This window comes from Rhodococcus sp. D-6 (genome assembly GCF_040256695.1).
Lineage (GTDB): Bacteria > Actinomycetota > Actinomycetes > Mycobacteriales > Mycobacteriaceae > Rhodococcus > Rhodococcus pyridinivorans.
This window is the reverse complement of the sequence record NZ_CP132970.1, coordinates 3,636,142-3,658,181: the sequence shown is the minus strand read 5'-3', so window position 1 is coordinate 3,658,181 and position 22,040 is coordinate 3,636,142. Positions and strand designations below refer to the sequence as shown.

22 protein-coding genes are annotated in these 22,040 nt (G+C 66.8%); 11 read left to right on the top strand and 11 right to left on the bottom strand.

What is annotated here, in order from left to right; all coding sequences use genetic code 11:
- The first annotated feature begins 224 nt into the window (after positions 1-224).
- Positions 225-569 carry an antibiotic biosynthesis monooxygenase gene (locus RBB84_RS17020; protein WP_350246318.1) on the top strand — a complete coding sequence of 115 codons (345 nt, stop codon included), beginning with the start codon at positions 225-227 and terminating at the stop codon, positions 567-569.
- A 112-nt stretch (positions 570-681) separates the two neighbouring features.
- Here the strand turns inward: RBB84_RS17020 and istB are convergent, their stop codons facing one another.
- The 9 genes from istB to RBB84_RS16975 all read right to left on the bottom strand — a co-directional run bounded on the left by istB (position 682) and on the right by RBB84_RS16975 (position 11,382).
- A complete protein-coding gene (gene istB, locus RBB84_RS17015; RefSeq protein ID WP_350246316.1) occupies positions 682-1,500 on the bottom strand; it encodes an IS21-like element helper ATPase IstB in 819 nt (272 codons plus the stop codon).
- On the bottom strand, positions 1,497-2,852 hold the full coding sequence (locus RBB84_RS17010) for an IS21 family transposase (RefSeq protein WP_350246314.1): 1,356 nt from the start codon (positions 2,850-2,852) through the stop codon (positions 1,497-1,499). Before RBB84_RS17010 ends, istB begins: the two co-directional genes overlap by 4 nt.
- Positions 2,853-3,230: 378 nt before the next feature.
- On the bottom strand, positions 3,231-4,052 hold the full coding sequence (locus tag RBB84_RS17005; protein WP_350246313.1) for a hypothetical protein: 822 nt from the start codon (positions 4,050-4,052) through the stop codon (positions 3,231-3,233).
- A 1,234-nt stretch (positions 4,053-5,286) separates the two neighbouring features.
- Complete coding sequence (locus RBB84_RS17000) at positions 5,287-6,267, bottom strand: hypothetical protein (RefSeq protein WP_350246311.1); 981 nt, start codon at positions 6,265-6,267, stop codon at positions 5,287-5,289.
- Positions 6,264-6,563, bottom strand: coding sequence for a hypothetical protein (locus RBB84_RS16995; RefSeq protein ID WP_350246309.1), 300 nt, complete (start codon positions 6,561-6,563; stop codon positions 6,264-6,266). The genes RBB84_RS17000 and RBB84_RS16995 overlap by 4 nt, the downstream gene beginning before the upstream one ends.
- A gap of 266 nt (positions 6,564-6,829) precedes the next feature.
- Positions 6,830-7,678 (bottom strand): 3-hydroxybutyryl-CoA dehydrogenase, encoded by an 849-nt coding sequence (locus RBB84_RS16990; protein ID WP_006553692.1) that lies wholly within the window; start codon positions 7,676-7,678, stop codon positions 6,830-6,832.
- Positions 7,679-7,737: 59 nt separating this feature from the next.
- Positions 7,738-8,895: an acyl-CoA dehydrogenase gene (locus RBB84_RS16985; RefSeq protein ID WP_006553691.1), complete on the bottom strand. Its 1,158-nt coding sequence runs from the start codon at positions 8,893-8,895 to the stop codon at positions 7,738-7,740.
- Positions 8,896-9,018: 123 nt separating this feature from the next.
- Positions 9,019-9,765, bottom strand: a complete 747-nt coding sequence (locus RBB84_RS16980) for a TetR family transcriptional regulator (RefSeq protein WP_006553690.1) — start codon at positions 9,763-9,765, stop codon at positions 9,019-9,021.
- Between the two features lie 36 nt (positions 9,766-9,801).
- On the bottom strand, positions 9,802-11,382 hold the full coding sequence (locus tag RBB84_RS16975; protein WP_231912104.1) for an acyl--CoA ligase family protein: 1,581 nt from the start codon (positions 11,380-11,382) through the stop codon (positions 9,802-9,804).
- A gap of 195 nt (positions 11,383-11,577) precedes the next feature.
- On the opposite strand from RBB84_RS16975, the gene RBB84_RS16970 reads away from it, so the two are divergent.
- Positions 11,578-12,438 carry a LuxR C-terminal-related transcriptional regulator gene (locus tag RBB84_RS16970; RefSeq protein WP_064257347.1) on the top strand — a complete coding sequence of 287 codons (861 nt, stop codon included), beginning with the start codon at positions 11,578-11,580 and terminating at the stop codon, positions 12,436-12,438.
- Between the two features lie 16 nt (positions 12,439-12,454).
- Here RBB84_RS16970 and RBB84_RS16965 read toward each other — a convergent pair whose 3' ends face one another.
- Both RBB84_RS16965 and RBB84_RS16960 read right to left on the bottom strand, forming a co-directional pair.
- Positions 12,455-13,234: a 3'-5' exonuclease gene (locus RBB84_RS16965; RefSeq protein ID WP_024102137.1), complete on the bottom strand. Its 780-nt coding sequence runs from the start codon at positions 13,232-13,234 to the stop codon at positions 12,455-12,457.
- Between the two features lie 107 nt (positions 13,235-13,341).
- Positions 13,342-13,926 (bottom strand): hypothetical protein, encoded by a 585-nt coding sequence (locus tag RBB84_RS16960; RefSeq protein WP_064257346.1) that lies wholly within the window; start codon positions 13,924-13,926, stop codon positions 13,342-13,344.
- A 59-nt stretch (positions 13,927-13,985) separates the two neighbouring features.
- Here RBB84_RS16960 and RBB84_RS16955 point away from each other — a divergent pair, with 59 nt between their 5' ends.
- From RBB84_RS16955 to RBB84_RS16915, 9 genes are all read left to right on the top strand, one after another.
- On the top strand, positions 13,986-15,050 hold the full coding sequence (locus RBB84_RS16955) for an ATP-dependent DNA ligase (protein WP_064257345.1): 1,065 nt from the start codon (positions 13,986-13,988) through the stop codon (positions 15,048-15,050).
- A 1-nt stretch (position 15,051) separates the two neighbouring features.
- Positions 15,052-16,104 carry a DNA polymerase domain-containing protein gene (locus RBB84_RS16950; RefSeq protein WP_064257344.1) on the top strand — a complete coding sequence of 351 codons (1,053 nt, stop codon included), beginning with the start codon at positions 15,052-15,054 and terminating at the stop codon, positions 16,102-16,104.
- Positions 16,105-16,221: 117 nt separating this feature from the next.
- Positions 16,222-16,773 (top strand): DUF6764 family protein, encoded by a 552-nt coding sequence (locus tag RBB84_RS16945; RefSeq protein ID WP_006553684.1) that lies wholly within the window; start codon positions 16,222-16,224, stop codon positions 16,771-16,773.
- Positions 16,774-16,879: 106 nt separating this feature from the next.
- The gene (locus RBB84_RS16940) at positions 16,880-18,139 is read left to right on the top strand and encodes a serine hydrolase domain-containing protein (protein WP_064257343.1); all 1,260 of its coding nucleotides are present in this window, start codon (positions 16,880-16,882) and stop codon (positions 18,137-18,139) included.
- A 92-nt stretch (positions 18,140-18,231) separates the two neighbouring features.
- Complete coding sequence (locus RBB84_RS16935; protein WP_006553682.1) at positions 18,232-18,456, top strand: dodecin; 225 nt, start codon at positions 18,232-18,234, stop codon at positions 18,454-18,456.
- Positions 18,457-18,581: 125 nt separating this feature from the next.
- Positions 18,582-20,258 carry an FAD-dependent oxidoreductase gene (locus tag RBB84_RS16930; RefSeq protein WP_064257342.1) on the top strand — a complete coding sequence of 559 codons (1,677 nt, stop codon included), beginning with the start codon at positions 18,582-18,584 and terminating at the stop codon, positions 20,256-20,258.
- A 28-nt stretch (positions 20,259-20,286) separates the two neighbouring features.
- Complete coding sequence (locus RBB84_RS16925; RefSeq protein ID WP_064257341.1) at positions 20,287-20,574, top strand: hypothetical protein; 288 nt, start codon at positions 20,287-20,289, stop codon at positions 20,572-20,574.
- Positions 20,575-20,699: 125 nt separating this feature from the next.
- Positions 20,700-20,999, top strand: a complete 300-nt coding sequence (locus RBB84_RS16920; RefSeq protein WP_231912103.1) for a hypothetical protein — start codon at positions 20,700-20,702, stop codon at positions 20,997-20,999.
- A 48-nt stretch (positions 21,000-21,047) separates the two neighbouring features.
- Positions 21,048-22,016, top strand: coding sequence for an MsnO8 family LLM class oxidoreductase (locus tag RBB84_RS16915; protein ID WP_064060870.1), 969 nt, complete (start codon positions 21,048-21,050; stop codon positions 22,014-22,016).
- The last annotated feature ends 24 nt before the right edge of the window (positions 22,017-22,040 follow it).

Here is a 22,040-nt window from a genome sequence, read left to right as displayed (position 1 = left end):
ACTTCGAGCGGGGCATCGGTCGTACACGAGGTACGCAACACGTAGTGAAGGTTCGCAACGCCGGCAGTTGCTGGCCGTGTTGCGAACCCGGAACTGTTGTTGCGTACCTCCCGGTTGTGTGCGCGCTGGCGTGACGAGGTGCGTGCTGCGCGAAATCGTCTACCCTTCCGACTGAATTCTCCGATACGCCGCGCGTGACGGTAGCAGCGATCGGTCGGGGTGCCGTGGAAGGAGCCGAGATGTCCTACGTCCGTCTCAGGGGAGAACTGCTGTGCCACAGCGAGGCCGAGCGTGAGATCATGCTCGGCCATCTGCAGTGTCATATTGACCTGACGCGCGCCGAACCCGGTTGTGTCTCGTTCGAAGTCCTGCCGACCGACGACCCTATGGTGTGGCGCGTCGAGGAAACCTTCGTCGACGTCACCGCGTTCGAGATGCATCGAACGCGGGTGGCCCGCAGTGAGTGGGGACGGCTGACCGTCGGTATCGGGCGCCGGTACGAGATCGAGGGTGCGGATACACAGACGCCCCCGCCGTTCCAAGAAGGAACGGCAGGGGTGTCCGAGTGAGGCCTACCTGTAGTCGTCTGAATCGAAGCGTTCATCGAGACGCCTCCTGGTTGATGAGGCTCAGCGAAGGTGCTCACTTGTGCTCGTCGAAAGTGCCCACCCGTGGGCGGGTTCACTGTAGCGGTTGCCGGGTGCCGGTGGTGGCTTGACGGAGTTTTTCCGACCGGGCGTGGTGGTCACGCAGCCGGTAGGAATCCCCGTCGAGGTTGAGCACCACCGACCGATGTAGGAGCCGATCGAGCATGGCGGCGGCGACGGTCGTATCGCCGAGGACCTCACCCCATTCCCCGACCCCCCGGTTGGTGGTCATGATGATCGAGGTCTTCAGATAGCGTTGCGCGACAACCTGAAACAGTGCGGATGCGGCCTCGCCGGGCAGGGGTAGATAGCCGAGTTCGTCGATCACCAGCAGCGTCGGGCCGGCGTAGAACCGCATCGTCGTCGCCCACCGACCTTCGATCGCAGCGCGGTGACAGCGTGCGGCCAGATCGGCGGCGGTGGTGAAGTAGGTGCGATAGCCGGCATGCGCGGCCGCCCGCGCCAAACCCACCGACAGGTGGGTCTTCCCGACCCCCGGTGGCCCGATGAGCAGGACGTTCGTCGCGGTGTCGAGGAACCGGCAGGTGCCCAGTTCGGCAATCAGGGCCCGATCGAGTCCGGGGGCGGCGTCGTAGTCGAAGTCCTCGAGTGAGGCCGGGGTGGGCAGGCACGCGAACCGCAACCGCCCGGCCAATCTCCTCGCTTCGGTGGCATCGACCTCGATCGACAGCAACTGTTCGAGAGCAGCGGTCATCGACAGACCGTCCTTCTGTGCCCGGTCGAGCACCGACGGCAGCGCTTCGGCAGCATCGTGCAGCTTCAAGGTCGCCAGATGACCGCGCAGCCGCTGATAAAGACTCGCGGCGTGGATGGTGGTGTCGGGGGTGCTCATGCCAGGGTGTTCCTTCCGCGGGCGGCGCGCTCGTAGGCGGCCAGGTCGACCACCGTCGATCGCGGTGTCGTCGACGACAAGTGACGGTCAGTGGTGTTGGTGCGCAATGCTGCTGCCGCACTCAGGGCGTCGGGTCCGGGTGGGATGCGTTCCTTGCGCCGGTGCGGCCGGCCTCCGGCCGCGGCGGCGGCCATCGCGGCCTGGTCGAGGGCATGGACGTGGCCGTGATCGCGAACGAGAGCGCCGGCCCCGTCCGGAGCGAGGCGGTGGCGGGCGACGGTGATGTGTGAGGCGGTGACGATGTCGATCACCTCGTCACCGAGTCGGCGGGTGACGGTGATCTGTGCTGCGGCCAGTTCCGGGGGCACCGAGTAGCGGTTGCCGCGGTAGGCCACCAACGCCTGCCGTGACACGGTGCGGGTCTCGGTGACCGTCACCGGATACGGAACCGATGGGGGTGGTGTCAGGGGTTCGGCCGCCGCGATCGCCGCCACCGTCGATTTCCCTTCGGGGGTGGTCCGGGATCGGGTGTCGGTGCGCAGACGGCAGAATTCGTTCAGCCTCGTCTGCGCCTGCTCGGCGGTGACCTCGTCCGGCAGTGTTCGCCACCATCTCTGCGCAGCAGTCAGATTCGCTTTCTCGACGACGCCTTTGCGGTTCCCGGCCCGAGGCGGGCAGATCGCGACCGAGACGCCGTAGTGTTTGGCAGCGCCGGCGAACGAGGCGGTGACCTTCCCGCTGTTGGGGTGACACACCGTCGACATTCGATCGAACCGCCAGGTATGGGTCAGTCCGCCGAGTTCACGGACGATGCGGTCGAGACCGTCGATCAGATGCGGCTGGGTCGTCGCCGGGGCGAGCACCCCGCGCCACCGCCCGGAATGCGCCAGCGAGCCGACCAGCAGATATGCGGTCTTGCCCCAGCCCCACGAGGCGGGCGGGTCCGGCAGCTCGAGCCAGTCCCACTGGGTTTCCTCACCCGGTGGATGCGCGATCATCGCGTTCGGACGCTCGGTGACGCAGGCGCAGGCCTGACACACCGGACGCAGTTGTCGTCGCCGGATCTGGCGGGTCAGCGTCTGATACGAGGCGGTGTAGCCGAGGTTCTCGAGTTCGTCGCACAAGGTCCGCGCCCACAGATGCGGATCCTCGGTCAGACGAGCGGTGACGTAGGCGACGAACGGCTCGAACGGGTCCTCACCAGCGGGTTTGCGCACTCCTGGGGTGGTGGTGCCGTTCAGATAGTTACGGATCGTGCGCCGGTTTCGGCCGGTGTGCCGGGCGATCGCCGAGATCGTCCAGCCTCGTTTGTGCAGTGCGTGGATCTCCACGTCTTCCTCCCATGTCAACATGAGAAAGCGGGTCTCCTTCGGGGTGCTGGTGCGTGGTCAGAGACCACCAGCATCGAAGGAGACCCGCCCTCATCGGCGGAGCCACACGGGTGAGCACTTTCGGTGAGCAGGACTGAGCAGGATCAAGGAGCGCCATCATGGTGGCGTGCCATCCGGAATCGTTCTCGCAAAGTCGGTCCCAGAAGGTCGGTTGTGTCCGGCTGTCACTACAACTTCCTGAATCATTTTGAATGTGTACGGCGTGGCGGCGCTGTCTCTGGGGTGACGAACCGGTCGTCACTTGCTGCGGCAGGGGATCGAGGTACGCAACATGCAGTGAGGGTTCGCAACGCCGTCAGTTACTGGCCGCGTTGCGAACCCGATGTTGCTGTTGCGTACCTACCGGTTGTTCCCGTGCTGACGCGACGGCTTGCGTGCTGCGCGGAATCGTTCCCGCAGCGGCGGAGGGCGCAAAAGGTCGACTGCATCGGATTTCGTGAGAAGTTCGCGATCGCGCGGGTTCTCTGCCAACCGTTCCAAAAGCGCGAACAGAGTGTTCGGCTCCGTCACGAGCTGGTGGGCCATGACCGCCACTCGACACTCCGAATCATGTCGAGTCCGAGCTTCTGGTGGAATCGGTTCGTTCGTATGAAGATCGATTACCGGGTGGACCGTAGTTCCACCACCGACTCCGAGGCTACCTACCCCAATCCGGGCAATACCTTCCCAGGACAGGGAGATGTCGAATACCTGTTTCTTGAAGAAGACTCGACGACGTACGTAGCGGCGTACACCTCGTGGGCTGATGTACAGGGTCGTCTCGAAACGGATGGAGACGATCAGGACCGCGATCAGGCCCATGCCGGCGGCGCATACCGCTATGAAGAGGGCACTCTCACTGTTGTCTCGGTTGATCGGCAACAGTGCTTCGCCGAGGCCGCTGTGCCATGTGAATGCTGCTGCGGAACCATAGGCGGCCAACCCCAGCATGACTGCGACTGTTGTCCACACTTCGGTTCTTCGTGTTGGGATGCTGATACCCGGACCGCGGTCGCGATCGTGACGAAATTTGATGTCCCGGTGCGGTCGAAGGTCCCGAAGACCCGCACGCCGAAACGAGGATCGGGCGATGACGAACAGCGCAATCGAGCCGCCTGCCGCACCGAGTGTGACTTGGAAGTCGTTCGTTCGGATCGTGTCCTGGACGAATGCGAAGCTCACGCAAGCTGCGATAAGCAGCGCAATCGACAGAACTAGTGGCACTATCCTGAGCGGTTGTGGCCAGGGCGCTTCGGATGGCGTCGATCGGATGTTGTCGACGAGTTCGTCAGGTGTCCGAACTTTTTTTCCTCGCTTCAACAAGCACCTCGCTCGTACGTGAGGGGTGAGATCATTTCCACACCTACTGGCCAAGACCTGAAACCGCGAAATGACCTGGGACTCCGGCCGGTGGATTCTCTGACGCGTCCGCGCGCAACCTACGTGTTTCCTCACCGCGTCGTGTGAGCAATTCTGGCTTCACGAAGCCGTTTTCGAAGCGGGGGAGGGCGGAGCAGTTCGACTGCCCCCCTTTGTCCTACATAGCTCCGCTGATCCGGATTCGTCCGTAGGTGTTCGAGAAGCGCGAAAAGTGTGTTCGGCTCCGCCACCAGTTGATGCGCTGTAATGCTTACGGGGTGGGTCGAATCATGCCCGGTGCTCGAAGTGTCGGCTCCAGTTGCGCTGTAAAGGTGGATGATCGGCCGACCCGCGGATCCTGTACGTGGTGGTAGTTCCCTGGGTTCTATGCGACCGATATCGTCCCAGGGTAGGAAAGTCGAATCATCTCGTACAGAGAGGAATGATCGTCGCCTCCGAATTCGCTCCACCCCGGACGGAAAGATCCTTAATTCGGTTGTTGCGCGGAAGGCGAAGACAAAGAGCGCAAGAGCGGTCATGACGATTGCACCGGCGAGTAGAAGCACGGCACCGGGGAGTGTGTCGCGACCGGAAGGCATCAGGGACTCGCCGAATCCCAGGAACCATCCAAGTGAAGCGGAAGCACCATATGCGGCGGTGCCGAAAAGGATTCCCGAGAGGATCCGGGTGTTCGATTTTCGAACCGGGATCGCCAAGCCGAGTCCTCGCACGGGATCCTCATGAACCGTAATCGACCGGGATAACCCGAGATATCGGATTCCGGCATCACGGATGCCGATGATGAAGAGCGAAATTGCTAGTGCTGTTCCACCTGCGAAGCCGACGAAGTAGGTAGCGTCCCCACGCTCGGCGCCCTGGAAAGACGAGTATGCGAGAAGGATTGCAAGACTGAACATGGCGACGGAGAAAACGGCATCTGTGCAGCGAAGGCACTGAGGCCATGCCTGGTTGTCGTCCGGAAGGCCGACGGGCATCGTTGGGTGCTGGTGTTGCATAAGTCTGGCCCTGTTCCTTTCAACGCGGTGGACGACTCGAATCAATGCAGTGCTGCTTGTAGAACCTTGGAGGTCAACCAGGAAATGGAAGCGCCGGCCATCGCGCCCGCCACCAGTCCGACTGCGGTTCCGATCCCCGGCGCGACAAGGGATCCAACAAAAGCTCCGGCCTTCAGGCCGCCCCAGTAGCCGAGCGCAGCGCCGGCGCCTTCTGTTACGACTGCCTCGGCAGGATGCATCCCACCTTCGATGTCGTTGACTATCGCTGGGACCACTCCGAGTGCCGCCCCAGCCGGCCCGAGCTTTTGCGAGACTCCACGGGCGAGGTCGTCACCGGACGCTGTTGCTGCCGCTGTAAGACCCTCTTTCGTTCCGTCGGCCATCACGCCGATGGTGGAGGCTGCCGTCGTAGCTGCCCAGTCAGGCCACCAGGAGAACTCGCCGTTCTCGTTCTGCACGACCTTCCCCGGCGCCGCGGCATCCCTGGCTGCTTCGAGTACCGCAACGGCGGCGGTGATGCGATCGGCAGTTTCGGTTGCGGCTCGCGACGCTTGTTCGAGAGCGCCGGTGACGGTGTGGGTCAGTTCGGTTGCTTCGTGTTCGAGGCGGACGCGGGCCTCTGCGACGGCTTCGCTCGGCAGCGTCGCCGAGAGGATGTGGATCTGGTCGGAGGGGTTGACGGTGCCGTCGTCGTGCACGGTGAACCCGGACTGTTCGGCGCCGCCCACGACCGACAGGAGGTGCAGGCGGGTGCCTTCGACGAGCCACGCGCCGGTGCGGTACGCCTCCGCGATCTGCAGGAGGGCTTCGGCGATGGCGCTGCCCAGCGAGCGTTCGCGGACCACTCGCGCGGCGGCGGCACGTGCGGCGTCGCCGGACCATCGCTCGGCGAGCACATCCTGCTCGGTGAGCAGACCTTTCATGCGGTCGTCGAGTGTGTCGACGAGCACGTCGAGGTGGTCGGCGGTGATTCGCAGCGCGTCGGGATTCCAGGACCGGACCGCGGCGACTCCCGGTCTCATCCGTGCTGATCCATCGCCGAGAGTGCAGCCACGAAGTCCGTCTCTGTGACGACGTAGTCGTTCGCGGCGCCGTCGGTGATGTCGACGATCTCGCGCAGGCGACTGCACACGTTGCCGAGTGCTTGATCGGTGGCGGTGAAGGCTCGTGCGCAGACGGCCGCGAATTCTGTTCCGGGAAGTGCTGATTGCGACACGGCATACGGTTCGCCGACGTCCCAGTCGTTCATCGCGTCGGCGGTGTCCGCCACGAAGGCTGCGAATGTGCGCAGCGCTTCAGGATCTACGTGCAATGTCACCACTGCCCCCCGACAGAATCCCCCGATACGTCCGGGTGGGGACGATAGCAGACGGCGCCCTCGCGGAGCCGGAGCGGACCGTCGGGCGACTTCGAGCGGGGCGTCGGTCGTACGCGAGGTACGCAACACGTAGTGAAGGTTCGCAACGCCGGCAGTTGCTGGCCGTGTTGCGAACCCGGAACTGTTGTTGCGTACCTCCCGGCTGTCCGGATGCGCAGACGCCCCCGCCGTTCCGAGAAGGAACGGCAGGGGCGTCCGAGTGAGGCCTACTTGTAGCTGTAGAAGCCCTCGCCGGTCTTGCGACCCAGGCGACCCGCGTCGACCATGCGGCGCAGCAGTGCCGGGGGTGCGTAGTGCGGCTCGGCGAACTCGTCGTACAGCGACTGCGCGGCGTTGAGGGTGATGTCGAGGCCGACGGTGTCGATGAGGGTCAGCGGACCCATCGGGTAGCCGCAGCCGCCCTTCATCGCGGCGTCGATGTCTTCCTTCGTCGCGTAGCCCGACTCGAGCATGCGCACTGCCGAGCACAGGTACGGGATGAGCAGGGCGTTGACGATGAAACCCGCACGGTCGCCTGCGCGCACGGCCGTCTTGCCGAGGGTGTTCTTCGCGTAGTCGAACACCGTGTCGGCGGTGGCCTCATCGGTGGTGAGCGCCGAAATGATCTCGACGAGCGGCATCACCGGCACCGGGTTGAAGAAGTGCACGCCCACGACCTTGCCGGGCCGCTGCGTCGCCTGCGCCATCTTGATGACGGGGATCGACGACGTGTTGGTGGCGAGGATGCCTTCGGGCTTCACGATCTTGTCGAGCTCGGAGAAGATCTCCACCTTGAGAGACTCGATCTCGGGGGCGGCCTCGACGACGAGGTCGCGGTCGGCGAACTCCTTCAGGTCGAGGGTGACGCGGATCCGTCCGAGGACCGCGTCGGCGTCCTCCTGCGTGATCTTGCCGGACTTGACGCCACGTCCGATCGACTTCTTCAGACGCTCGCGTGCCGCGGCGGCGAACTCCTCGGTGGTCTCCTTGACGAGGACGTCGCTACCGGCCTTGGCGCACACCTCGGCGATACCGGCACCCATGGTGCCGCCGCCGATCACGCCTACCTTTTCCACTGCCACTGCGGTAACTCCTGATCGCTTCGATGTTCCGGGGGTAACCTACGCGACCGATGTCAGCGCAGCAGCGCGCGCGACATGACGACGCGCTGGATCTGGTTGGTGCCCTCGTAGATCTGCGTGATCTTCGCGTCGCGCATCATGCGCTCGACCGGGAAGTCGGTGGTGTAGCCGGCGCCACCGAACAGCTGCACGGCGTCGGTGGTGACCTCCATGGCGACGTCCGACGCGAAGCACTTCGCGGCGGCCGAGATGAAGCCGAGGTTGGGCTCGCCGCGCTCGGCGCGAGCGGCGGAGGTGTAGACCATCAGGCGTGCGGCCTCGACCTTCATCGCCATGTCGGCGAGCATGAACTGCACACCCTGGTTGTCGGAGATCGGGCGGCCGAACTGCTTGCGGTCCTTGACGTAGGCGGTCGCCGCGTCGAGGGCGCCCTGGGCGAGGCCGACGGCCTGCGCACCGATGGTGGGGCGGGTGTGGTCGAGGGTCGCGAGAGCGGTCTTGAAGCCGGTGCCCGGCTCGCCGACGATGCGGTCGCCGGGGATGCGGCAGTTCTCGAAGTACAGCTCGGCGGTGGGGGAGCCCTTGATGCCGAGCTTCTTCTCCTTCGGTCCGACGACGAAGCCCTCATCGTCCTTGTGGACCATGAAGGAGGAGATGCCGTTGGCGCCCTTCTCGGGGTCGGTGACGGCCATGACGGTGTACCAGGTGGACTTACCACCGTTGGTGATCCAGCACTTGGAGCCGTTGAGGATCCAGTCGTCGCCGTCGGCCTTGGCGCGGGTGCGCATGGAGGCGGCGTCGGAGCCGGCTTCGCGCTCGGACAGCGCGTAGGAGGCCATCGCGCCGTTGACGATGTCGGGGAGGACCTTGGCCTTGAGTTCGTCGGAGCCGCGGAGGATCAGGCCCATGGTGCCGAGCTTGTTGACGGCGGGGATCAGCGAGGAGGAGCCGCATACTCGGGCGACCTCTTCGATGACGATGCAGGCGGCGATCGAGTCGGCGCCCTGGCCTTCGAACTGCTCGGGCACGTGGATGGCGTTGAAGCCCGACTTGTTGAGGGCGTCGAGGGCTTCCTGCGGGAAGCGGGAGTTCTCGTCGACGTCCTTGGCGTAGGGCGCGATCTCCTTCTCGGCGAGCGCGCGGATGGCCTCGCGCAGCGCGTCGTGCTCCTCGGAGAGCTTGAACAGATCGAAGTCGGGATTGAGGGCCATGACGGCGGACTCCTAACGGCACGCGGTGCCAGATTTGCGAACGTAGCTCCCTCGACGATATCGGGGCGAGGGTTCGCGACGTGACGGAATGAGTCGATTGTAACCACGGCACTCAGTGCCAGGTCAACGGCGCTGCTGTGCGCCTTCGAGTTGGAGCCGAACCTGCTCGGCGATCTCGGCCGGTGTCAGGTGGGCCGGATAGGTCACCACCGCGACCGCCGGCGGAGCCGGCGCGACCTTCCCGTTCGTCGCGCCTTCGGGCACCGGAACCACCCCGTACGTGCGGCGGAGCTCGAGCAGCTCCTGCTCGAGGCGTTCGGCAGTGGCGGTCTCGTCGCCGCGGATCATCGCGCGCAACACGAAATTGTGCGTGGCGGTCATCGCCGCCGCGAAGCTGACGGTGCGCACCGGCTTCTCCGTCGGGACGGCGGCGCGCAGGAAGTCGGTGAACAACCGCTCGTAGCGGTAGGTGGTGACGAGTTCGCGCTCCCGCAGCGCCGGCACCCGCTGCACCACCCGATACCGCCACACCGCCAGCTCGCGCCGGTCCCGGAAGTGCCCGAAGACGAGCTTGGCCCCCTCGCAGGCCGCCGCCCACGGATCGTCGAAATCCTGCGAGAGGTACTCGGCGACCTGCTCGAGCAGCGACTCGTGATCGGCGAAGATCACGTCCTCCTTCGACCGGAACTGCCGGAAGAAGGTCCGCCGCGACACCCCTGCGGCCGCGGCGATCTGCTCGACGGTGGTCGACTCGTAGCCGAACTCGGAGAACAAACGGATCGCCTGCGTGACGACATGCACCCGGAACTGGGCGGGATCGGGGCCCGTCGAATCGAGGCGACGGGTGCTGTTACCGGTACCGGATGTCATGGCGTCGAGTATCCAATGCAGTCGTGAGGGGTCGGCTCACCCCTCGGCGGCTTCGGCCGATCGCAGTTCGAACTTCAGGATCTTGCCGGTCGAGGTGCGGGGCAGCTCCAGCGGGAAGACGATGTCGCGCGGCACCTTGTACCCGGCGAGCAGCGTGCGCGTGTAGTCGATGATCTCCTCGGCCGTGACCGATTCGCCCTTCTTCAGGATCACGAACGCCTTGGGACGCTCACCCCACTTCTCGTCCGGAACGCCGACGACCGCGACGTCGAGCACCGCCGGGTGGCTGACGATCGCCTGCTCGACCTCCACGGTCGAGATGTTCTCGCCGCCGGAGATGATGATGTCTTTCGCGCGGTCCTTGAGCTGGATGTATCCGTCCGGGTACATCACGCCGAGGTCGCCGGTGTGGAACCAGCCGCCGCGGAACGCCTCCTCGGTCGCGTCCGGGTCCTTGTAGTAGCCGAGCATGACGTTGTTGCCGCGCAGCACGATCTCGCCCATGGTCTCGCCGTCGGCGGGCACGTCGTTCATGTCCTCGTCGACGACCCGCGCGGTCTCGGCCTGCAGCATGCCCACACCCTGACGGGAGAGCAGCGCGGCGCGTTCGTCGGCCGGCTTGTCGTCCCAGCTGTCCTGGTACTCGCAGATCGTGTACGGGCCGTACACCTCGGTGAGTCCGTAGACGTGGACAACCGTGATGCCGATCTGTTCGAGCTGGGCGATCACCGTCGGCGACGGCGGCGCGCCGGCCGTGGTGATCCGCAACGGACGGTCGAGTGGATGAGCCTGCTCGGCGTTCGCGATGGTCGAGCACACCGCGGGCGCACCGCACAGGTTGGTGACACCGAGGTTGTCGATGGCATCCCAGATCGCGTCGGCCCGCACCGCCCGCAGGCAGATGTGGGTGCCCGCCGCAGCGGTCACCGCCCAGGGCGTACACCAGCCGTTGCAGTGGAACATCGGCAGTGTCCACAGATACTTGCTCTGCCCGTCGAAGCTGTTGTGGAAGGTCTCGCCCAGCGAGTTCAGGTACGCGCCGCGATGGGTGTACATCACGCCCTTGGGTTTGCCTGTCGTGCCCGAGGTGTAGTTGAGGGTGATGACGCCGAGCTCGTCGTCGACGCTCCACGGCAGCGGCGTCGCATCGAGCGAGTCGGCCTGCGCGAGGAACTCGTCGTACCGAGCGGTGGCCACTCCGGCGGGGACATCCGGAGTCGGCACGGTGGAGTCGGGGACCTCGATGATCTCGGCGACGCCGGGAACGTTGTCGCGGACGTTCGCGACCGATCCGAGCAGTTCGGAGTCGACGAACAGCAGCTTCGTCTCGGAGTGGTCGAGGATGTACTCGAGTTCCGGCCCGGCCAGGCGCGAGTTCAGCGCGACCAGCACACCGCCTGCGAGCGGAACCGCGAAATGCGCGATGAGCATCTCGGGCACGTTCGGAGTCAGGTACGCGATCTTGTCGCCCGGCTCGATACGGCTGCGCAGCACGCGCGCGAGCCGCTGCGCCTCGTCGGCGAACTCGGCGTAGGTGTACGTGCGGTCGCCGTGGATGATCGCGGTGCGATCCGGGAACACCGCCGTGGACCGTTCGAGGAAGCGCAGCGGGCTCATCTGGCTGTAGTTCGCGGCTCCGGTCGAGCCGGGACGGACGGGGGCGATGGACACGGATACCTCCGGGGTGGCCTACTCGGATTCCGGCGTCTTCTGTGATCGTTGCAACACCGGGCGATGTGCAGGTTACAAATCGTGGAACTGGCCCCTCTACCCTCGAAAGTGGGTGTTCGGAGGGAAGAGCAGGAGCAATCGATGGATGTCGCCGTGCCGGGTGTGTTGCGTCCCGACGATCTCGACACCCTCCGCGCCACGCTGCGCGACCTCGAGGCGACGACGGAACTACCGGTGCTCTTCGGTGGCGCGGTGCAGGGCTCGGACGTCGTCCTGTCCGGATTCGTCGGAACCCGCGGTCGTGCCCTGCGCAATCTGGTGATCGCCGCCGAACGTGGACTCGGCGGTCGGGTGGTCGTCGAACAACGTCCCGGCGCGGTCGCCGACTACTTCACCTCCCCGCACATCACCCACCACTACGACCGGCAGGTCGCCGGGGAGGGAATCGAGTCGTTGCTCGCCGTGCCGGTGGTGGTGCGCGGACGCACCCGGGCGGCGATCTACGGCGGGCTGAGGGTCAATCGGCCCATCGGCGACGTCGTAGCGGAGAAGGTCGTGCGGTCGGCCGCGGAGCTCGCGCGGGAGATCGAAATCCGCGACGAGGTGGACCGTCGCGTGTCGCTGATCGGGAACACGCGGGCCGCGCACGGCGCCACCGTGCCTGCCTCCGTCTCCGAAGCGCTGACGGAAAGCCTCGTGGCGCTGCGGGCGATCGCGGCGCGCACCGACGACCCGGTGATCAGGGAACAGGTGCGGAACGTCGAGGAGGCACTGGCCCGGGCGCGCGACGGTGCGTCGCAGCCGCGGACGCATCTGACCGCGCGCGAGCACGACGTGCTGAGTCATGTGGCGCTGGGCTGCCGCAACGCGGAGATCGCCGACAGGTTGTCGCTGCGCGTGGAGACGGTGAAGACCTATCTGCGCAACGCCATGGACAAACTCGATGTGCGCAGTCGGCACGCGGCGGTCGTCGAGGCGCGGCGGCAGGGACTGCTGCCCTGATCGACCGCACTCCTGATCAGCGGCGGCGCAGTCGCCGGAAGAACTCGCGGATCGCGCGCAGCGCGCGCCGGAACCTGGTCTCGGTCGCGGGACGCTCGAGGACATCGGTACCCACCGGCGTGGGGAGCCGGACGGGCCAGCTGTCGTCGACGTCGACGACCTCGCGACCCAGCCCGCGCAGGTACTCGGCAAAGCTGCGTTGCCGTTCGGCGTGCCAGGCGGCCTGATCGGCCATGATGTCGAGTTCGGCGAGCTCGGGGAATCTCGCCACGAGCGCGCGGGTCAGGTGGCCGGCGGCGAGCGCGTCGGCCTCGGCCTCGTGCGGATTCGGCAGCGACACCCCGTACGCCTCGCACACCGCCTGCAGTGTGCGCCTGCCGGGCCGGCTGCGGTCCATCTCCCGGTCGATGACGTACGGGTCGACGACCGTGCCGATGTCGAGCCCCGTCAGGCCGAGCCGGCGTCCTTCGGCGTCGAGGACCGTCAGGTCGTAGCTGGCGTTGAATGCGACGACGATGTGGCCGCGCGCCCACGCGTCGCTCACGGCCTGCCGGATCTGCTTGTATCCCTCGAGATAGTCGAGTCCTTCGGCGCGGGCGTGGGCGGTGGTGATGCCGTGGATCGCGGTGGTCTCCTCGGGTATCGCGATACCCGGGTCGAGCAGCCACGAGCGTGTGTCGATGCGGTCGCCGTCGAAGGTCGCGACGCATGCCGTGACGATGCGGGCGTTGCGGGGATCCCGGTCGGTGGTCTCGAGATCGAACGCGCAGATCGGTCTGTCCGGCCAGTGCGTCATGTTCCGTCCTCGCGTCCGTCGGATGATGATCTGTCGAACGCATTGTTGCGGGAGGCACCGACATGCTCCGTCGCGGCCGCGACGGGCATCCGCACAAGGAGAGAACCTCAGATGGTGTCGGTGCAGACCACGAAGTTGCGTTCCCGGTACACGAACCCACCCTCGGACGTCGAGCAGGCGTTCACGTCGGAGGTGTCGAGCAGGATCTCGGTGACCTCCTCGCCCTGGACCGCGGGCTCACCGCAGTCGATGCGCTGCGGATCCTCGCCGCCGAGGTCGATGCAGTCGCCCACCACCCAGTCGATGTCGAGACACAACGCGCCGACCTCGATGCCGCCGAAGGACTCGTAGTAGGTCTGGTCGATGTCGCCGGGGCACATGGCACTGGCATCGACGACGTCGACGACCTTGTAATTCGAGCTCGGGCTGCCGCACACCGCGTAGTCGATGGTCGCGTCGTCGACCGTGCCGCCGAGCGCGACGCATTCGCCGGCTGCGACGTCGACGCTCAACTCGGTCGACGACGACGCCGACGGGGTCGTGGTGGGTAGGGAGAAGGACGGCGCCGTGGACGTGTTCAGGGCGTTCGCGGCGGGCACGGCCTGCCCTTCGACCGGGGTCGCGCATCCTCCGAGCACCCCTGCTGCCGCCAACGCCACCGCGGCACCGGCCGCCCCTCGGAGAATGTTCATGGTCGAAGAGCCTACGGAAGTGCTGCCGGTACCCGTACAAGGGTGGAACGATGTGCCGCATGGACCTGCCTGTGGTGCCGCCGATCGCCCCGATGCTCGCCAAGGTCTCCTCCACCGTCCCCTCCCAACCCGAAGACGGTCCCGACGAGTGGTCCTACGAACCCAAATGGGACGGTTTCCGGGCGATCGTCTTCCGCGACGGTGACGAGGTGGTTCTCGGCTCGCGCGGAGGCAAGGACCTCGTGCGCTACTTCCCGGAACTCGCCGACGCCGCGCGCGCCGAACTGCCCCGCAGGTGCGTGGTCGACGGGGAGATCGTCGTCCCGCGCGAACACGACGGCCGCACCCGACTCGACTGGCAGGCGCTGTCCGAGCGGATCCATCCGGCCGCCAGCCGGGTCACGATGCTCGCCGAGCAGACACCGGCCGTGTTCGTCGGTTTCGATCTGCTCGCTCTCGGCGACGAGAATCTCATGGAGACCCCGTTCGCGGAGCGGCGCGCGCGGCTGCGGTCCGAGATCGGCGGGGGTAAGAGCTGTCATGTCACGGTGGCCACGACCGACACCGATACCGCCCGCCGCTGGTTCGAGGAGTTCGAAGGGGCCGGCCTCGACGGCGTGATCGCCAAGCGACTCGACGGGCTCTATGTGCCCGACAAGCGGGAGATGCTCAAGCTCAAACATGCCCGCACCGCCGACTGCGTCCTCATGGGCTACCGCATGCACAAGAGCGTCGAGGGAATCGGGTCGTTGCTGCTCGGGCTCTATCACGACGGCGAACTTGCGATGGTCGGCGGAGCCTCGGCGTTCACGCGGGAGCGGCGCGAGGAACTGCTCGCCGAACTGCAACCGCTGCGACTCGGGGACGACGTCGTCGAGCAGGGCGAACCGACGCGGTGGCGTTCGGCGGTGGACCGCAGCTGGGTGCCGTTGCGTCCCGAACGTGTCGTGGAGGTCGCGTACGACCAGATGGAAGGTGTGTCGGGAGCGGGGATGCGGTTCCGGCACGCAGCGAAGTTCCTGCGGTGGCGTCCCGACCGTGACCCCGAGAGCTGCACGTTCGACCAGCTGGAGGTGCCGGTGCGCTACGACCTGTCGGATGTGCTCGACCGGACGGAGGACTGACATGGCCACGAAGCGTTCGCCCGCGGAGGAGTTGGACGTCGACGGCACGCCCGTGCGGTTGTCGAACCCCGACAAGATCTACTTCCCGCAGCTCGGCGCCGCAGGTGGCACGAAGCGGCACCTCGTGGAGTACTACCGCAGGGTCGCCACCGAGTTCGACGCACCGATCCTGACGGCTCTGCGCGATCGGCCGACGCATCTGCAGCGCTTTCCCGACGGCATCGAGGGGGAGGAGATCTATCAGAAGCGGGCACCGGTCAAGCGACCCGACCACGTGGCGACCTGCGAGATCACGTTCCCGTCGGGGCGTACCGCCGATGCGCTGCGTGTGTGTTCGGCTGCCGACGTGGTGTGGGCGGCCAATCTCGGGTGCGTGACCTTCCATCCGTGGCCGGTGCGCTGCGGCGACACCGACCGTCCCGACGAATTGCGCATCGACCTCGACCCGCAACCGGGAACCGATTTCGGCGACGCGCGGGCCGTGGCGCTGGAGGTCGTGCGCCCGCTTCTCGACGAACTGGGACTCGCCGGATATCCCAAGACGTCCGGTGGGCGGGGACTCCACATCTATCTGCGGATCGTGCCCGAATGGGATTTCGTCGGAGTCCGTCGTGCGGGGATCGCGCTCATGCGTGAGATCGAGCGGCGCAGCGACAGGCGGGCGACGACGGCGTGGTGGAAGGAGGAGCGCGGAGAGCGGCTCTTCCTCGACTACAACCAGAACGCGCGCGACAAGACGATCGCCTCGGCCTACTCGGCCCGTCGCACCCCGATCGCGACCGTCTCGACTCCGCTGACCTGGGACGAGCTGGTCGACGCCGAACCTGACGACTTCACGATCGCCACGGTGCCGGATCTGCTGGCGAAGCGCGGCGATCCGATGGCGGATCTCGATGCGCATGCGCACTCGCTGGACGTTCTGCTCGAGATGGCCGAACGGGACGAGGCGAACGGTATCGGCGACCTGCCGTATCCGCCGAATCACCCGAAGATGCCGGGGGAGCCGAAGCGCGTCCAACCGTCCCGCGACACCGACCGGGCAAAGGACACGTGAACCGGAACGTTCGGGGAATCGCGTCCCTGTCGTGACCTCGAGTATGAGTCCTCCCGAGGTGCGAGTCCATAAACTGTCCGAGAGAACAGTCACTCGAGGTTCGGAAGGGTCGATGTCGTGATTCGCTCGTGGGCGTCCGGTCGGGTTCTCGGCGTCGGGGCAGTATTCGCTGCCGCCATCGGGGTCGGTTTCCTCATTCCTCAGACCGCGTCCGCGGCCACGACGTGCACGGCACCGCCGGGTGCCCCGGCCGAGATCGTGCAGATCGACGGGGGCGAAGCGTGTGGTGCGTCCACCGACGGCACCGCCGAGGCGTGGAGCTATGCCGAGCGGGGCGTGGGATTCGCCGATGCCCGCAGTGCCGCACAGGTGGTGGCCGCCGGATTCGACGGCGGTGTCGGCGCCGGGGAAAGCACGTCGGGACGGCTGTTCGCGATCGGCGTGGGGGAGGAGGCCCTGGCGCTCGGTGTGCTCGAAAGTCCGGGCACGGCGGTCGTCGCCGCGGGTCCGCAGTCGCAGGCCTATGTGGGCGACGCCGACGATCCGGTGTTGTGCGAGGGCACGGCGGCGGCCGCGTTCGAACTCGAGGCCGCACGCGGGTGTGTCGTGCTGGGCGACTTCCGGTACTTCACTCCTGGCGCGCAGACGCCGCCGTCGCCCCTGCCGTAGATTCGACGCGTCTCGCCGGGATCCTCGACAGACAGACTGTACGTAAACCCTTCCTTTACGTTCCGTGTCGTCGTAGCCTGTCGCACATGCCGATGGAGGTGTCGCGATGACGACCGGAGCAGTCTTCGAACCTGCCGGGGCGACAGCGTCGTTCGCACCGGTGCACGTCCCGGGGCGGGTCGACGCCCGGCCGGGCCCGGCGGCGCCGACCGAGATGGTCGTCGATCCGCGATTCCTGCGGCTGGCCGACGCGTTCTTCTCGCTGTACAAGCGGCCCCGGGACGGCGGCGGCGCACTCACCGCCTATCTCCACGGTGAGAAGGTCCTCGACATCTGGTCCGGCTGGTCGGCCCCCGACAAGCGGTGGAGCCGCGACACCATGGCGTTGTCGTTCTCGACCGGCAAGGGCGTGGCGTCGACCGTCGTGCACCGTCTGGCCGAGCGCGGAGTGATCGACTACTTCGCGCCCGTTGCGCAGTACTGGCCGGAGTTCGCCGCGAACGGCAAGGATGACATCACCGTCGCGGACGTCATGACCCACCGATCCGGCCTGCACCGGGTGCGCGGTCTGGTTCCGGGGACGCGCGGGATCCTCGACTACGAGACGACCGTCGCGGCGCTCGAGCAGGCGGCACCGGATCGACGGCGGCGACGCGGCTCGGGCTACCACGCCGTCACCTACGGATGGCTCGTCGCCGAACTCGTGCAGCGGGTGACCGGTCTGCCCTTCGTGGAGGTCGTGGAGCAGGAGATCGCCCGGCCCCTCGGCGATCCCGATTTCTGGTACCGCGTGCCTCATGACGAACGGGGCCGTATCGCGAAGCTCTTCCCGCGGCTCGCCCCGGTCGGCCTGCACTGGGGTGCGAGCGCCGCGGTCCTGTCGCGACTCGAACCGACCCGCGGTCTCGCCGAGGCCGCGATGCCCGACGGCTTCGACAGGCTCGTCGGCGACCCGGCCGTGCACGACTCGGTGATGCCGGGCTGGAACGGTGTGTTCACCGCCCGCTCGCTCGCGCGTATGTACGGGGCGATAGCCGCCGGCGGGACGATCGACGGCGTGAAGTTCCTCGACGCCACCACGATCGACGAGATGTCGCGCGTGCGGGTGCGCAGCCGGGACTACGTGCTCGGTGTGCCGATGGCGTGGCGGCTCGGCTACCACCAGCCCATCTTCGCGAGCATCCAGCGTCCGCGCGGTGCGCTCGGGCACTACGGAGTGGGTGGCTCGGGGGCGTACGCCGATCTCGACACCGGTCTGTCGCTCGCCTTCGTCACCAACCGGCTCGGTGCCGGCGCGATCCCGCTCGGGGACCTGCGTCTGGCGCGGCTGGGCGAACTCGCCCGGTTGCTCGCTCGTCGTGCCTGAATCTTTCTGTCATTTTCGTGGTTCCGGGGACGGGGGTCCCTCGGGGGCGGGACGATCCGAATCGGAGCATCGTCGATTCGAGGAGTTCAGCCATGAGCCATGTCTACCGGGTGATCGAGGTCGTCGGATCGTCGACGACGGGAGTCGACGACGCGATCGCGAAAGCGGTGGCGCGAGCAGCGGAGACCACGCGGCATCTCGAGTGGTTCGAGACGGTCAACATCCGGGGCCACATCGACGACGGCCGGGTGGCCCACACGCAGGTCACTCTCAAGATCGGTTTCCGCATCGAATCGAGCGCCGAAACGGACATCTGAGGCACCTCGACAGCCGGAAATTCGATGATATGGTTTTGAGAACGTGGTTCTCGACCGAAACTGGAACGTGTACTAGTCTGAGGCTCGTTCGTGGTCCGGAATCGGCACTGTAGGCAGGTACAACTGTGGCTTATGTAATCACCCAGGCGTGCTGCAACGACGCCTCGTGTGTCGAGGTCTGCCCGGTCAACTGCATCCACCCGACACCCGACGAAGCACCCTTCGCGACCACGGAGATGCTCTACATCGATCCCGACACGTGCATCGACTGCGGGGCCTGTGTCGACGAGTGCCCGGTGGATGCGATCGCCGCCGACAACGAACTCACGCCGGCGCAGGAGCCGTATCTCGAGATCAACGCCGAGTACTACCGTCGCTACCCGATCGGACCGGACTGGCCCGAGCTGCGCACGCGCCGCAAGCTGCCCGCCGAGCTGGGCACGCTGCGGGTGGCGATCGTCGGCTCGGGTCCTGCGGCGTGCTATGCCGCGATGGATCTGGTGACGCACTCGGCGGTGCAGGTCGACATCTTCGACCGCCTGCCCACCCCCTACGGGCTCGTGCGTGCCGGTGTGGCCCCCGATCATCAGAGCACCAAGGGAGTCGGCGACCTCTTCCGCAGCGCCATCGGCCACAAGAACACCCAGTGCTATTTCAACGTCGAGGTCGGCACCCACATCACCCACGAGGAACTGCTCGCGCACCATCACGCCGTGATCTACGCCGTCGGTGCCGCAGGCGACCGCACGCTGGGCATCCCGGGAGAGGACCTCGGGGGCAGCCGCGCCGCGACCGAGTTCGTCGCCTGGTACAACGGACACCCTGATTTCGCCGACCACACCTTCGATCTGTCGGCCGAACGCGCGGTGATCATCGGCAACGGCAACGTCGCCCTGGACGTCGCGCGAGCCCTGGTGATGGACCCCGACGAGCTCGCGCGCACCGACATCGCCGAGCACGCGCTCGAGGCGCTGCGGAAGTCGAACATCCGCGAGGTCGTGGTCGTGGGCCGGCGCGGCCCGGCGCAGGCCGCCTACACCAACCCGGAGCTGCTCGCGCTCGGCTCGCTGCCCGGTGTCGATGTGGTCGTCGACCCGGTCGAGGTCGAACTCGACCCGGTCAGCCGCGCGCTGATCGACGATCCGGAGGTCGAACCCCGCCTGACGCTCAAGGTGCGGCAGGTCGAGGGCTTCGCGCAGCGCACTCCCACCGAGGGCAACAAGCGGATCGTGCTGCGCTATCTCGCCTCGCCGGTGGAGATCTCCGGCGACGGTGTTGTCGAATCGATCACCCTCGAGCGCAACGAACTGGTCGAGGTCGACGGCCGTCTCGAGGCCCGCCCGACCGGACAGACCGAAATCCTCGAGGCGGGATTGGTGCTGCGTTCGATCGGTTACCGCGGCACCGCGCCGGCCGGTCTGCCCTTCGACGAGCGGCGCGGGGTCATCCCGAACGAGGGCGGCCGGGTGATCGACGCCGAGACCGGAGCACCGGTGCCCGGTGTCTACACCGCCGGTTGGATCAAGCGTGGTCCCAGCGGCGTGATCGGCACCAACAAGCAGTGCTCTGCCGAAACGGTCGAGAAGATCCTCGACGATTTCGTCGAGGGCAAGCTGCCCGAGCCGGTCGCCGATCGGGAGAAGTTGGCGGCGCTGGTCGCCGAGCGGCGTCCGGAGCACATCGATTACCGGGGCTGGCTGCAGATCGACAAGCAGGAGAAGGCCCGCGGATCGGCGGCGGGACGCTCGCGCCTGAAGTTCGTCTCGATCGAGGAGATGCTCGCAGCGTCGCGGATCGAGTAATCCCGTCCGGTGGCGGGAACCCGGACCCATGGCTCAGCACTCCCACCCGGCGGTCGCTGCGTCGGGCCGATGGATCGATACCGACGGGATCCGCTACCCGTCCGGCGACACCCACGCATGGACGCCCGGCACCAATCAGACCCTGTGCGGGGTGCCGCTCTCCCGTGCCCGACTCGACCGCTTTCCGCACGTGCCGTGGAGCGACGCGCTGTACCTGGCGGAGCTGGGTGAACACGGAGTCGTCCCGTGTCGTCGCTGCACGGCGGCCACCCGCAACGACCGGCCGCGGTGGACCCGGAAGAACCCGCGGCCGTGAGCAGTTCGTCCGGGACGCCGAGTGGGGTGGCATTGTCCAGTACGTCGGCACCTCCCATTCGGCACCGAAACGAAATCGGACATAATTGGCTTTATGTTTCGGCAGGAAATGACATGAGGACTCCGATGGGTGATCACGTATCGGATCTGTGTCTGTCCTGCGGTCGTGCCGGTTGCACCCAGCTCCACCACCGGTCCCTGGCAGGGGCGATCGGCATCGGGCGCGTACTCGCCGAGATGGCGATCCGAGCGGGTGATGCCCGCGACCAGGTCGTCGCGGTCGGAGACGCGATCGCCGATCTCCTGCTGTACCTCGCCGATGCACACGGTGTCGCCGCGGCGCAGAAGGCCTCGGAGCACGGGCAACTCCACTTCCACGGGGACTGGATCGCAGCCGGACGCGTTTGGGGTCCCGAAGATCCCTGACCTGCAGGGAAGATCCGGGACGGTCGCGGTGTTGAGACGACCGTGCAGGTGGCGTTGTCGTTGCTGGACCGCTCCCGGACCCGGGAGGGGCAGCCGGACGCTGCCGCATTGCAGCAGACCCTGCGTCGCGCCGAACTCGCCGAGGCGGCCGGCTACCACCGCTTCTGGGTGGCCGAGCACCACGCCGTCCCAGGCATCGCGTCGGGAGCTCCACCGCTGCTCATCGGCACGATCGCGGAGCGGACGAGCCGGATCCGGGTGGGATCCGGCGGCGTCATGCTGCCCAACCATCAACCGATCGTCGTCGCCGAACAGTTCGCGATGCTCGAAGCGATGCACCCGGGACGGATCGATCTGGGTGTCGGTCGTTCCCTCGGATTCACCGCGCCTGTGCGCGATGCGCTGCGGACCCACAAGGCCGACGCGGACGACTTCGCCGCCGACATCGAGGAACTGCGCGGTTATCTGCACGGCACCGCCGAAGTGACGGTGCGTCCTCGACTGTCCGAGCCGCCTCCGATCTTCGTCCTCGGCACCGGGCAGGGTATGCGGCTGGCGGCGCGTCTGGGCCTGCCCGTCGTCGTCGCCGGACCGCTTCTGCGGCAGGGATCGGAACCGTTCGACCGTTATCGCGCCGACTTCCGCCCGGCCACACCCGGCGCTGAGCCCTATGTTGTCGTCGGCCTGGACATCCTCATCGCCGACACCGAAGCCGAGGCTCGGGAGCTGCAGCTTCCGGAGGCCTGGGCGATGGCCGTCTCACGCGAAGAGGGGGCGTTCCCGCCGCTGTCCCCGATCGAGGAGATCCGCCGGCAGCCGATGACCGAGCGGCGCCGCCGCATCGTCGACGAGACCGCGAAGGGTTCGCTGGCCGGCACCGAGGATCAGGTGGCCGAAGGGCTCGAGAAACTGCTCGCCTCCACCGGGGCGAACGAGGTGCTCAGTTCCGCATCCACTTTCGACACCGACGCCCTGTACGACTCCGATGCGCGACTGGCGAGGATCTTCGGTCTCTGAACGGAGGGTGGAACAGATTGTCCC

Bases quoted from the DNA above. Each gene is read 5' to 3' on its own strand.
- istB (WP_350246316.1), bottom strand. From the start codon at position 1,500: ATGAGCACCCCCGACACCACCATCCACGCCGCGAGTCTTTATCAGCGG.
- RBB84_RS17010 (WP_350246314.1), bottom strand. From the start codon at position 2,852: ATGTTGACATGGGAGGAAGACGTGGAGATCCACGCACTGCACAAACGA.
- RBB84_RS17000 (WP_350246311.1), bottom strand. From the start codon at position 6,267: ATGAGACCGGGAGTCGCCGCGGTCCGGTCCTGGAATCCCGACGCGCTG.
- RBB84_RS16985 (WP_006553691.1), bottom strand. From the start codon at position 8,895: ATGGCCCTCAATCCCGACTTCGATCTGTTCAAGCTCTCCGAGGAGCAC.
- RBB84_RS16980 (WP_006553690.1), bottom strand. From the start codon at position 9,765: ATGACATCCGGTACCGGTAACAGCACCCGTCGCCTCGATTCGACGGGC.
- RBB84_RS16975 (WP_231912104.1), bottom strand. From the start codon at position 11,382: ATGAGCCCGCTGCGCTTCCTCGAACGGTCCACGGCGGTGTTCCCGGAT.
- RBB84_RS16970 (WP_064257347.1), top strand. From the start codon at position 11,578: ATGGATGTCGCCGTGCCGGGTGTGTTGCGTCCCGACGATCTCGACACC.
- RBB84_RS16965 (WP_024102137.1), bottom strand. From the start codon at position 13,234: ATGACGCACTGGCCGGACAGACCGATCTGCGCGTTCGATCTCGAGACC.
- RBB84_RS16960 (WP_064257346.1), bottom strand. From the start codon at position 13,926: ATGAACATTCTCCGAGGGGCGGCCGGTGCCGCGGTGGCGTTGGCGGCA.
- RBB84_RS16955 (WP_064257345.1), top strand. From the start codon at position 13,986: ATGGACCTGCCTGTGGTGCCGCCGATCGCCCCGATGCTCGCCAAGGTC.
- RBB84_RS16950 (WP_064257344.1), top strand. From the start codon at position 15,052: ATGGCCACGAAGCGTTCGCCCGCGGAGGAGTTGGACGTCGACGGCACG.
- RBB84_RS16940 (WP_064257343.1), top strand. From the start codon at position 16,880: ATGACGACCGGAGCAGTCTTCGAACCTGCCGGGGCGACAGCGTCGTTC.
- RBB84_RS16935 (WP_006553682.1), top strand. From the start codon at position 18,232: ATGAGCCATGTCTACCGGGTGATCGAGGTCGTCGGATCGTCGACGACG.
- RBB84_RS16925 (WP_064257341.1), top strand. From the start codon at position 20,287: ATGGCTCAGCACTCCCACCCGGCGGTCGCTGCGTCGGGCCGATGGATC.
- RBB84_RS16920 (WP_231912103.1), top strand. From the start codon at position 20,700: ATGGGTGATCACGTATCGGATCTGTGTCTGTCCTGCGGTCGTGCCGGT.